Consider the following 10,609-nt stretch of genomic DNA (forward strand, 5'->3'; position numbering starts at 1 on the left):
GATCATGAAAAAATGGCTCTTATTACTTGTAGCTGCCTGCATCATTTTTGCATTATCTGCTTGCGGCTCAAGCAATTCAGGTTCAGAAGGCGGCAAGAAAAAATTAATTATGGGTACTTCGGCGGATTACAAACCGTTTGAATATAAAGAAGGCGATAATATTGTCGGCTTTGATGTAGAGTTGGCAAAAGCGCTGGCGAAGAAGACTGGCTACGAAATTGAAGTGCAGGATATGGACTTCAACAGCTTAATTACAGCGCTGAAATCAAAACAGGTGGATCTGGTTCTGTCAGGAATGACACCGACGCCTGAGCGTAAAAAACAAGTTGATTTTTCCGATGTGTACTACACAGCGAATCATATGATTGTCAGCAAAAAAGACAGCGGCATTACATCTCTGAAAGACCTGAAAGGAAAAACAGTCGGCGTTCAGCTTGGCTCTATTCAGGAAGAGAAGGGGAAAGAGCTTTCTCCAGAATATGGTTTTAAAACAGAAGACCGCAACAGAATTTCTGATTTAGTGCAGGAAATCAAATCTGACCGCTTTGATGCCGCGATTATCGAAGACATGGTAGCAGAGGGGTATTTCAAATCAAATGACGACCTGCAAGGCTTCGTGATTCCTGATGCGAAAGCGGAGGAAGCCGGTTCAGCGATTGCTTTCAGAAAGGACAGTGAACTGACAGACAAATTCAATAAAGCGCTCAAGGAAATGGAAGATAACGGAGAGCTCGAGAAATTGAAGAAGAAATGGTTCACTGGCGAGAAGTAAAAAAAGCGGCTCAACTTTTTCGTTGAGCCTTTTTATTGAATAGGAAATCTTTTTTCCTGTAAGAAAAGGAGACAAAGACTATGAATTTGGATTTTTCAGCAACGATCCCCCAAATTCCTTTTATATTAGAAGGCTTGGCAATTACTTTGAAAATTGTTATCGTATCAGCCATTATCGGACTTATACTCGGTATTGTGCTAAGCTTATGCAAGATCAGCACATTCCGCCCACTGATCTGGATCGCTGATTTTTATACATCAGTGTTCCGCGGTACGCCTTTAGTGCTGCAGCTTATGATTGTCTATTTCGGGCTTCCGCAGCTGCTCGGCTTTCAAATTGACCAGTTTTGGGCTGCGGTTGTCGCATTGTCATTGAATTCCGCCGCTTATGTATCGGAAATTATCAGAGCCGGAATCAACGCCATTGATAAAGGGCAGAAAGAGGCGGCTGTCGCACTTGGTGTCCCGTACGGCAAAATGATGAAGGATCTGCTGTTGCCGCAGGCCTTCAAAAATATATCACCTGCGATTGTAAATGAATTAATTACGTTAACAAAAGAATCGGCGATCGTCACCGTCATCGGGCTTGGTGATGTCATGAGGCGCGCTTATCAATCTGGCGCCGCCACTTATAATTACCTTGAGCCGCTCATTATCGCCGGATTGATTTATTATGTGCTTGTCCTGATTTTAACGTTTATCGGCAAGGCTGTAGAAAGGAAGCTGAAATCCAATGATTAAGATTGAAAAGCTGTCAAAATCATTTGGGAAACACGAGGTATTAAAAAACATTTCAACAACAATCGCCGAAGGTGAAGTTGTTGCCGTAATCGGCCCTTCAGGCTCAGGCAAATCAACGTTCCTTCGCTGTTTAAACCTGTTGGAAAAGCCTAATGGCGGAACCATTACAATCAAAGACAAGGTGATCACGGAGGCGAAAACCAACACATTAAAGGTCCGGGAAAACATCGGGATGGTTTTTCAGCATTTTCATCTCTTTCCGCACAAAACGGTTCTCGAAAATATCATGTACGCGCCTATCAATGTCAAAAAAGAATCAAAACAGGCTGCACAGGAAAAAGCCGAAGAACTGCTCCGCAAAGTCGGTTTGTTTGAAAAGAGAAATGACTATCCAAACCGCTTGTCTGGCGGACAAAAACAGCGTGTCGCCATCGCCCGGGCTCTTGCAATGAATCCGGAAATCATGCTGTTTGACGAACCGACCTCTGCACTTGATCCGGAGATGGTCAAAGAGGTGCTCCAGGTTATGAAAGAACTGGTCGAAACCGGTATGACCATGGTGATTGTCACGCATGAAATGGGTTTCGCAAAAGAAGTAGCTGACCGCGTGTTATTTATGGATCAAGGAATGATTGTCGAGGACGGCAATCCGAAAGAATTTTTTCTTTCGCCAAAATCCAAAAGAGCGCAGGACTTTTTAGAGAAAATATTATAGAATATAGAAAAAAAGAAGAAGGCTGATCGCTTCTTCTTTTTTATTGAAGAAACAAAGAGATATGGAGTACGACATGTTTAAAATTGGTTACCGCACAATAAAGACCGCGCTTGGAACAGCTTTGGCTATTTATATAAGCCAGCTTTTGCACTTGCAAAACTTCGCATCAGCAGGAATCATCACCATTTTGTGCATTCAAATTACACAAAAACGGTCGCTTCAGGCATCGTGGGCCCGCTTTGCGGCATGCTGTCTGGCAATTCTTTTTTCTTATCTTTTTTTCGAGCTGATTGGCTATCACCCGTTTGTTATCGGAGCGCTTCTCTTGATATTCATTCCGATAACCGTCCTCTTAAAAATTAACGAGGGAATTGTCACCAGTTCAGTTATTATCCTTCATTTATACATGTCCGGCGGCATTACGCTTGCTTTTATTTGGAATGAAGTTCAGTTGATTACGGTTGGTATCGGTGTCGCTCTTTTGATGAACTTGTATATGCCTAGCCTTGACCGGAAGCTGATTGCCTATCGCAAAAAGATAGAGGATAACTTTGCTGTCATTTTCGCGGAAATAGAGCGGTATTTGTTAACTGGTGAGCAAGATTGGACTGGAAAAGAAATTCCAGAAACACACCAGCTCATCACGGAGGCGAAAAACCTGGCATACCGAGATGTGCAAAACCACATTCTGCGCTACGAAAATCTGCATTATCATTATTTTAAAATGAGAGAAAAGCAATTTGAAATTATCGAACGCCTTCTCCCTAAAGTGACTTCTATCTCTATTACGGTAGATCAGGGAAAAATGATCGCTGAATTTATTCACGATTTGCGGGAAGCGATACACCCGGGAAATACAGCGTACAAATTTCTGAAAAGACTTGCTGATATGAGAAAAGAATTTGAGGAGATGCCGCTCCCGGCGACAAGAGAGGAATTTGAAGCAAGAGCCGCTCTCTTCCATCTTCTCGGGGAAATGGAACAATATTTAGTAATCAAAAGTTATTTTAAAGGAATAAAAGCGCAAAAATCACTCGCATGATTCGCATGAGCTCTTCCTTCATTGGTCAACCTAATGAAAAAGGAGGAGCTTATGCGTTTTTTCTTATGTTCGATTTTTATGATGATTTCTCCGATTTGGCCGCTTGGCGAAAACCCGCTGCCGGGCGATCCGTATGTCATTGTCAACAAGAGAACAAACGAACTTGCTGTCATCCTCGACAATAAAGTAGAAGGCGTGTACAGCGTGGCGACCGGAAAAACAGACGATCTGACGCCGGAAGGGGAATTTTCAGTAACGGTTAAAGCGGTGAATCCTTACTACAGAAGGAAAGATATTGAAGGGGGATCTCCTGACAATCCGCTTGGGGCAAGATGGATCGGATTTGACGCGAAAGGAACAGACGGGCGGATTTACGGAATTCATGGGACAAACAGGGAAGACTCAATAGGAAAATTTGTGTCTAACGGCTGTATACGTATGCATAACGATGAGGTCGTTCATCTATTTCAAACGATTCCAGTGGGAACGAGAGTGCTGATTACGGACGACACCCGCTCTTTTGAGGAGATTGCTATCGAGCATAAAGCTCTGATAAAAAAGCAGGATGTTCCCATTCAATAGAGCCGCCTGCTTTTTTATCGTTAGAAAAACATGACGATTCCTGAGAGTACACTTGAAAGAATAAAAACTCCCAAAATCACAATCAAAACGCTTTTCATCAGTTTTTGAGACATGATTTCACTCCTTAGACAATCTGTCTATATTTTAGCGTGTTTTGAATGGACGGACAAGCGATATCTATTGGCGGAAAGCAGGGATAAAAATGAACAGGCTTGACCATATCGGGATAGCCGTTTTTTCGATAGAAGAAGCGAGAAGCTTTTATGAGGATATATTGGGGCTAGCGTTTCTTCATCAAGAAACGGTTGAAGAGCAAAAGGTGAATGTTGCTTTGTTTCAAGCAGGAAGCGTCAAGCTGGAGCTGATAGAGCCGTTGACAGCTGACTGCCCCGTCCGTTTATTTTTGGAGAAGAAAGGGCAGGGGCTGCATCATATTGCGTTTTTGTGCAACAGCCTATCTGAAAAGCTTCAAGCATTGTCTGACCGGAAAGTTCAATTGATTGACAGGTATCCGAGACAGGGAGCAAACGGGAAAAAGATTGCATTCCTTTCTCCGCGGGAAACAAACGGCGTTCTTGTAGAGCTTTGCGAACCGAAAGGAGACCAAACCAATGAACATGAATGAGCATATTGATCATTTATACACGAGACGCGGGCAGGCAGAACAAGGAGGAGGACATGAAAAGCTGGCCCAGCAGCGGCAAAAGGGAAAGCTCACCGCTCGGGAAAGGATCGCGTTTCTTCTTGATCAGGACAGCTTTATCGAGCTGCATTCTTTCATGGAAAGCCAAGTGTTAACAAGAGAACAGCGCATTTTAGGGGATGGGGTCGTGACAGGGTACGGGACAATTGACGGCCGCTCTGTATATGTATTTGCGCAAGACTTCACTGTATTCGGCGGGGCGCTTGGCGAAACCCATGCCAAAAAAATCTGCGCTCTGATGGACCTTGCAGCAAAAAATAAGGCGCCGATTATCGGGCTGAATGACTCAGGTGGTGCGAGAATTCAAGAGGGTGTGGTATCATTAGATGGATACGGTCACATATTTTACCGAAACGTCTTATATTCCGGAGTCATTCCGCAAATATCGGTTATTTTAGGGCCGTGCGCTGGAGGCGCTGTATATTCTCCGGCACTCACAGATTTTATATTTATGGCTGAACAGACCGGCCGGATGTTTATTACCGGGCCAAAGGTGATTGAAAAAGTGACAGGAGAACAGGTTGATGCGGAGAGCTTAGGCGGAGCGGGAATACATAATGCCGTCAGCGGAAACGCCCACTTTTCCGGACATACGGAGAAGGAGGTTCTGACAGGAGTGAAAAAACTGCTGTCTTATTTGCCGCTGAATGGCCAGACAGCAGCGACGAAGCCAGAGAAAGAGGCTTCCAGGCCGTTATTAAACCGTCTCGTGCCCGCTGACACGACAAAGCCGTATGATGTTCGGACGGTGATTAAGGAGCTGGCTGATCCGCAGTCTTTTTTTGAGATTCAGCCGTTTTTTGCGAAAAACATTGTCATTGGATTTGCAAGGCTGGGTGAAAAAACGATCGGCATCGTTGCGAGCCAGCCGAAGCATCTGGCAGGCAGCCTGACGATTGACGCTGCTGATAAAGCAGCAAGGTTTATCCGTTTTTGTGATGCATTTGATATACCGCTGCTAACTGTCGAGGATGTTCCGGGGTTTCTGCCGGGTGTTCAGCAGGAGCATAACGGAATTATCAGGCACGGAGCAAAATTATTGTTTGCCTATGCAGAAGCAACCGTCCCAAAAGTTACGCTCATAATCAGAAAAGCGTATGGCGGCGCCTATGTCGCTATGAACAGCAAAGCAATCGGAGCGGACCTTGTGTTTGCATGGCCAAATGCTGAAATCGCAGTGATGGGTTCAGAGGGCGCGGTATCGATTTTGTATGAAAAGGAAATAAAAGCTTCAGCCGACCCGCAAAAGACAAAACGAGAAAAAACAGCTGAATACAAAAAGCAAAACGCCGGGCCATATAAAGCAGCGGCCTGCGGAATGGTCGATGACATCATTTTGCCGGAAGAATCAAGGAAAAGACTGATTCAAGCTTTTCACATGCTTGCACATAAGACAGAAGAGAGACCGAAAAAAAAGCACGGTAACATACCGCTTTAACATGGAGGGACTTACAAATGGTGAATGAAAAACGCCTGCTGGAAGAATTTTTAGAACTTGTCCAAATTGACTCAGAAACAAAACACGAAGCAGAAATCTGCAAAGTGCTGAAACAAAAATTTTCTGATTTAGGTGTGGATGTAAAGGAAGACGATACAATGGATATCACTGGCCACGGAGCCGGAAACCTGATTTGCACATTAAAAGGAACAAAACAAACAGATACCATTTATTTTACATCTCATATGGACACAGTTGTACCCGGAAACGGCGTAAAACCGGTTGTAGAGAATGGTTATGTTAAAACAGACGGCACTACGATTTTAGGCGCTGATGATAAAGCGGGGCTGGCTGCAATGTTTGAAGCGATTAAAGTGCTGAAAGAAGAAAACATTGAACATGGCACGATTGAATTCATCATCACAGTAGGCGAGGAATCAGGACTGATCGGAGCGAAGGCGCTTGACCGTTCTATGATCACTGCATCCTACGGCTATGCCCTTGACTCAGACGGAAAAGTCGGAAATATCATTGTGGCCGCGCCGACACAAGCAAAAGTAAGAGCGGCAATTTACGGGAAAACCGCACACGCCGGGGTTGAACCTGAAAAAGGCATTTCAGCCATTACAATCGCTAGCAAAGCGATTTCGAAAATGCCATTGGGCCGAATCGATGAAGAAACAACAGCAAACATCGGCCGGTTTGAAGGCGGCACACAAACAAACATTGTATGCGACGAAGTTCATATTCTTGCTGAAGCACGCTCTTTAGTTCCTGAGAAAATGGAAGCTCAGGTTCAAAAAATGAAAGCTGCTTTTGAAGAAGCCGCTGCTGATATGGGCGGACGCGCTGAAGTCGAAATTGAAGTCATGTATCCAGGCTTCAAATATCAAGACGGCGACCAAGTTGTTGAAATCGCGAAAAAAGCGGCAGCTAAAATCGGACGTCCGAGCGAGCTGCAAACAAGCGGCGGCGGAAGCGACGCGAACGTTATTGCAGGTCATGGCATTCCGACGGTCAATCTTGCTGTCGGTTACGAGCAAATTCATACAAAGAATGAAAAAATGCCGATCGAAGAACTTGTTAAAACGGCAGAAATGGTTGTTGCCATTATTGAAGAGGCAGGAAAATAAGAAAGGAAAACCCGAGTGCGCTTGCCCGCATCGGGTTTTTTCTTGCATTCAGCGCCATTGCCTAAGCGGCCAAAATAACACGTCCTGTTTTTTAGCGTAATGAAGCAAGGGGTCTGACTCTGGCAATGGAATGTCGTGGGCTTCAGCTACCGTATTGACCGAAAACGTGGCTTCGGCATTTTGTAACAGCCAAGGATGATGATGAATGTCTTCATAATAGAGCTTGTTGCGATAAACGGTGTAGAGTCTGTATCGTTCCGTCAGCCAGTAATCGAGCGAATCCTCTTCCGCTGTAAAAGGAGCTGAAATGGGCCGGTATGCGGCGCGGAATGCTGCTTCTCTGTCGTCTCTCCGCTTGCTGACATAGTCAATGCCATCACCGTTTTTATCAGCTTTCATATTAGCGTAAAAATATGGCAAATGAAAGAACGTACGAGCGCCCAGGACCGTCAGCTGATGATCAGCATCTAAGCTGAAAAAATAAATGCCGGGCTTGCCTTTATAAGTGACATAGGTGCGGAGGTTAAGCTCAGGAAACGCACGTGCACCGGGAATGGCAGGAAGAAAACGCGCCCTCAGGTTTGTGAGCATAAAGGGAAGCATGCTGATCCAAGCTTGCCCGTTATATGTATCTAATTCTAAAACCGGCGGTACCAAAGCGCGAAGGGTAGAAACATCAACAGGCCAGTGGGCAAATAAGATGTCATTCCAAGTTTGTCTCATGATCCAAATGCCTTCAGGCACAGAAATATTTTTTTGCTGAAAGCGTTCCGTCACGTATATCCTCCTTTCAGGGATGTGAGTAAAGGTATTCCCGATTTCCTTCATTTTAAACGGATACGGCTGTTTTTTAGGGTGGCCATTTTCGCCTCAGCCATAACAGAAAAGGGTGCGACGAAACAAAAAAACAACCCCGGCTTTTCGCTCGGGGTAGTTTCATTATTTCACCGGCTCAGTAAGAGCGGAGGCTTTTTTACTTTTATGGTGCGTCATCTGAAGGACGATGTTTTGCACTGTCAGGAATAGCCCGCTTGTGAACCAGTACAGCGGAAGAGCTGCCGGAACATTAAGTGAGAAAATCGTCATCATCACAGGGAAGATGAACACCATCAGTTTTGCAGATTGCTGCGCTGCCGGGTTTTGCGGGACAGCGGAATATTTCGCGCTCAGTTTTTGAGCGACATAGGCTTGGATAAAGTACAAAGCTCCCGCACTAAGAGACACGAGAATGTCAGATTGTCCTAAACTGAACCATAAAAACGAGTGTGACGCAATTTCAGGTGTAGAGCGAATCGCGTAATAAAACCCAATCACAATAGGAAACTGAATCAGCATTGGGAGGCATCCCATGGCAAGCGGATTGATATTGTGCTCTTGATATAGCTTCATCATTTCCGTTTGCAGTTCTTTTTGCTTTTCCGGGTCCTTCGTCTTTTTCAATTTGGCCTGAATGCTGTCAACCTGAGGTTTAATAACTGCCATTTTCTCTTGGAATATGCGCTGTTTTTTAAATTGATTGACAAACAAAGGCAGTACAACGACACGCACAATAATGGTTACGAGAATAATAGACAGTCCGTATTCTCCGTGAAACAGCCCGGCAACACCCTTAAGCAGAGCGGAAAACGGTTCGATTAAATAGTCGTGGAAAAAACCGACGTTGCTGAGGCCTCCCACCTGATTAGTCGCCGCGAAAGCAGCATTGCCCGAGCATAATACGATCAAAAAGATACCCATAGCCAAAAGTTTTTGATATGTTTTTAACAATTTGTTCTCCTCCTTTTTATAAATGCGGTTTATAAAAGAAGAGAACTGGCGTCTTCATCATCGTTCACAGGCGAATTCATGCGGAAGACTTTACGTATCCAAGTTGTAATGCGATGATATATAATAATAAGAAAGTCTGTTCGGTTAATGTGAAAGACCGTCTGATGTTCATCTGTTCGTTTTGATTTCCAGTGCTCGCCGGCACGGCACTCTCGTAAGAGGAATGCAATCCCGATTGCCGTCAGAGCCGGAAGAATAATTGTGAAAAAATCGACTAAGAATAAAACGTCATTTATCGATTCCACAAACATTGTAATCACATCCATTCAATACCTTCATTTTACTATATGTACAAGCCATTGTCTAATGAACGAAAAGGAGATTTGTTTATGCAGGGAAAGAGCCGAATTATTTTCCATATTGATATGAACAGTTTCTATGCATCGGTGGAAATGGCATATGATCCGGCTCTCCGGGGGAAGCCGGTCGCAGTTGCCGGAAACGTAAAGGAGCGAAAGGGCATCGTGGTAACATGCAGCTACGAAGCAAGAGCGCGCGGCGTCAAAACAACGATGCCGGTTTGGGAAGCAAAGCGCAATTGTCCTGAGCTCATTGTTCTTCCGCCGAACTTTGACCGCTATAGAAGCTCTTCAAGAGCGATGTTTAACATTCTCCGCGAATATACTGACCTGGTGGAGCCTGTCTCCATCGACGAAGGCTATATGGACATGACCGATACACCATACAGCAGCCGCGCTCTGGAGACGGCAAAAGAAATCCAAAGCAGGCTGCAAAAAGAGCTGCTGCTTCCGTCAAGCATAGGGATCGCGCCGAATAAATTTCTTGCAAAGATGGCGTCTGATATGAAAAAACCGCTTGGCATTACGATTTTAAGAAAGAGACAAGTGCCTAATATCCTTTGGCCGCTTCCTGTGGGAGAGATGCACGGAGTTGGCAAAAAGACAGCGGAAAAGCTGAAGGGACTCGGCATCCATACGATTGGAGAGTTAGCAGCAGCTGATGAACACTCGCTGAAGCGTTTGCTTGGCATCAATGGGCCGCGCCTTAAAAATAAAGCAAATGGCATTCACCATGCGCCAGTTGACCCGGAGCGCATTTACGAATTTAAAAGCGTCGGCAATTCATCGACACTTTCACATGATTCCAGTGATGAAGAAGAGCTGCTAGGCGTTTTCAGAAAGCTTGCCGCTTCCGTGAGTGACCGTTTACAGCGCAAGGAAGTCATGGCTTCGAAGCTTTTTATTATGATTAGATATGCAGATTGGAAAACCATCACCAGAAGCATCACATTGAAAAATCCGATCGATCAAAAAAATGAAATTATGAAAGAAGCGGAGCACCTCTTTTTTAAACATTGGAATAAAAATCCTGTCAGGCTGCTTGGCATTACCGGAACGGATTTAGTAGAAAAAGAACAGGCCTATAAGCAGCTTGATTTGTTCAGCTTTAATGAAGATGCGAAGGATGAGCCCATTCAGCAGATGATGGAAAAGCTGAATGAAAAGTACGGATCCAAGCTGATCAGAAAAGGGGCAAGGGTAAAAAAAGAGGAGAGCAAAACGAAGGGAACAAGCTTTAATAAAGATTTTTTTCAGGATGAAAAGAAAAGTTGAATAGCTTGAAAAAAAGGGTGAAAGTATGGTAATTTCTTTATTATAAATATCATTTTATTTTAATTTAAATTTTAAAATGATTA

13 protein-coding genes are annotated in these 10,609 nt (G+C 44.4%); 9 read left to right on the top strand and 4 right to left on the bottom strand.

Translation table 11 applies throughout. The features are described from left to right. Nucleotides 1-4 precede the first annotated feature (4 nt). The 5 genes from artP (at nt 5) to RAC86_RS29140 (ending at nt 3,851) form a co-directional block, all read left to right on the top strand. On the top strand, nt 5-772 hold the full coding sequence (gene artP, locus RAC86_RS29120) for an arginine ABC transporter substrate-binding protein ArtP (RefSeq protein WP_014114321.1): 768 nt from the start codon (nt 5-7) through the stop codon (nt 770-772). An 80-nt stretch (nt 773-852) separates the two neighbouring features. Next, entirely contained in the window at nt 853-1,512 is a 660-nt protein-coding gene (gene artQ, locus RAC86_RS29125; RefSeq protein ID WP_003226481.1) for an arginine ABC transporter permease ArtQ, read from the top strand. Beyond that, a complete protein-coding gene (artM, locus tag RAC86_RS29130) occupies nt 1,505-2,227 on the top strand; it encodes an arginine ABC transporter ATP-binding protein ArtM (RefSeq protein WP_014114320.1) in 723 nt (240 codons plus the stop codon). Before artQ ends, artM begins: the two co-directional genes overlap by 8 nt. Nucleotides 2,228-2,300: 73 nt before the next feature. Continuing rightward, entirely contained in the window at nt 2,301-3,269 is a 969-nt protein-coding gene (locus RAC86_RS29135; RefSeq protein ID WP_003226485.1) for an aromatic acid exporter family protein, read from the top strand. A gap of 51 nt (nt 3,270-3,320) precedes the next feature. Then, nucleotides 3,321-3,851 (top strand): L,D-transpeptidase, encoded by a 531-nt coding sequence (locus RAC86_RS29140; protein ID WP_072566523.1) that lies wholly within the window; start codon nt 3,321-3,323, stop codon nt 3,849-3,851. A 20-nt stretch (nt 3,852-3,871) separates the two neighbouring features. Here RAC86_RS29140 and prli42 read toward each other — a convergent pair whose 3' ends face one another. Continuing rightward, the gene (gene prli42, locus RAC86_RS29145) at nt 3,872-3,964 is read right to left on the bottom strand and encodes a stressosome-associated protein Prli42 (RefSeq protein ID WP_041520994.1); all 93 of its coding nucleotides are present in this window, start codon (nt 3,962-3,964) and stop codon (nt 3,872-3,874) included. Between the two features lie 89 nt (nt 3,965-4,053). Between prli42 and mce the strand changes: the two genes are divergently transcribed. Genes mce through RAC86_RS29160 form a run of 3 tightly spaced genes read left to right on the top strand, consistent with a single transcriptional unit; the run spans nt 4,054 to nt 7,125 of the window. Further along, nucleotides 4,054-4,476 carry a methylmalonyl-CoA epimerase gene (gene mce / locus RAC86_RS29150; protein WP_072566522.1) on the top strand — a complete coding sequence of 141 codons (423 nt, stop codon included), beginning with the start codon at nt 4,054-4,056 and terminating at the stop codon, nt 4,474-4,476. Beyond that, the gene (locus RAC86_RS29155; protein WP_072566847.1) at nt 4,469-5,992 is read left to right on the top strand and encodes an acyl-CoA carboxylase subunit beta; all 1,524 of its coding nucleotides are present in this window, start codon (nt 4,469-4,471) and stop codon (nt 5,990-5,992) included. Before mce ends, RAC86_RS29155 begins: the two co-directional genes overlap by 8 nt. A gap of 17 nt (nt 5,993-6,009) precedes the next feature. Next, nucleotides 6,010-7,125, top strand: a complete 1,116-nt coding sequence (locus RAC86_RS29160) for a tripeptidase T (protein ID WP_014114316.1) — start codon at nt 6,010-6,012, stop codon at nt 7,123-7,125. Nucleotides 7,126-7,173: 48 nt separating this feature from the next. On the opposite strand, the gene RAC86_RS29165 is transcribed toward RAC86_RS29160, so the two are convergent. From RAC86_RS29165 to mifM, 3 genes are all read right to left on the bottom strand, one after another. Then, on the bottom strand, nt 7,174-7,902 hold the full coding sequence (locus tag RAC86_RS29165; RefSeq protein WP_072566521.1) for a YqjF family protein: 729 nt from the start codon (nt 7,900-7,902) through the stop codon (nt 7,174-7,176). 162 nt (nt 7,903-8,064) lie between these two features. Then, a complete protein-coding gene (locus RAC86_RS29170) occupies nt 8,065-8,892 on the bottom strand; it encodes a membrane protein insertase YidC (protein WP_072566520.1) in 828 nt (275 codons plus the stop codon). A gap of 29 nt (nt 8,893-8,921) precedes the next feature. Next, nucleotides 8,922-9,209 (bottom strand): membrane protein insertion/folding monitor MifM, encoded by a 288-nt coding sequence (gene mifM / locus RAC86_RS29175; RefSeq protein ID WP_072182058.1) that lies wholly within the window; start codon nt 9,207-9,209, stop codon nt 8,922-8,924. A 72-nt stretch (nt 9,210-9,281) separates the two neighbouring features. Between mifM and RAC86_RS29180 the strand changes: the two genes are divergently transcribed. Next, a complete protein-coding gene (locus RAC86_RS29180) occupies nt 9,282-10,526 on the top strand; it encodes a DNA polymerase IV (protein ID WP_061187583.1) in 1,245 nt (414 codons plus the stop codon). The last annotated feature ends 83 nt before the right edge of the window (nt 10,527-10,609 follow it).

The organism is Bacillus sp. LR_5, from assembly GCF_042709275.1.

Coding starts and splice junctions, on each gene's coding strand:
- artP (WP_014114321.1), top strand. CDS start 5: ATGAAAAAATGGCTCTTATTACTTGTAGCTGCCTGCATCATTTTTGCA.
- artQ (WP_003226481.1), top strand. CDS start 853: ATGAATTTGGATTTTTCAGCAACGATCCCCCAAATTCCTTTTATATTA.
- artM (WP_014114320.1), top strand. CDS start 1,505: ATGATTAAGATTGAAAAGCTGTCAAAATCATTTGGGAAACACGAGGTA.
- RAC86_RS29135 (WP_003226485.1), top strand. CDS start 2,301: ATGTTTAAAATTGGTTACCGCACAATAAAGACCGCGCTTGGAACAGCT.
- RAC86_RS29140 (WP_072566523.1), top strand. CDS start 3,321: ATGCGTTTTTTCTTATGTTCGATTTTTATGATGATTTCTCCGATTTGG.
- prli42 (WP_041520994.1), bottom strand. CDS start 3,964: ATGTCTCAAAAACTGATGAAAAGCGTTTTGATTGTGATTTTGGGAGTT.
- mce (WP_072566522.1), top strand. CDS start 4,054: ATGAACAGGCTTGACCATATCGGGATAGCCGTTTTTTCGATAGAAGAA.
- RAC86_RS29155 (WP_072566847.1), top strand. CDS start 4,469: ATGAATGAGCATATTGATCATTTATACACGAGACGCGGGCAGGCAGAA.
- RAC86_RS29160 (WP_014114316.1), top strand. CDS start 6,010: ATGGTGAATGAAAAACGCCTGCTGGAAGAATTTTTAGAACTTGTCCAA.
- RAC86_RS29180 (WP_061187583.1), top strand. CDS start 9,282: ATGCAGGGAAAGAGCCGAATTATTTTCCATATTGATATGAACAGTTTC.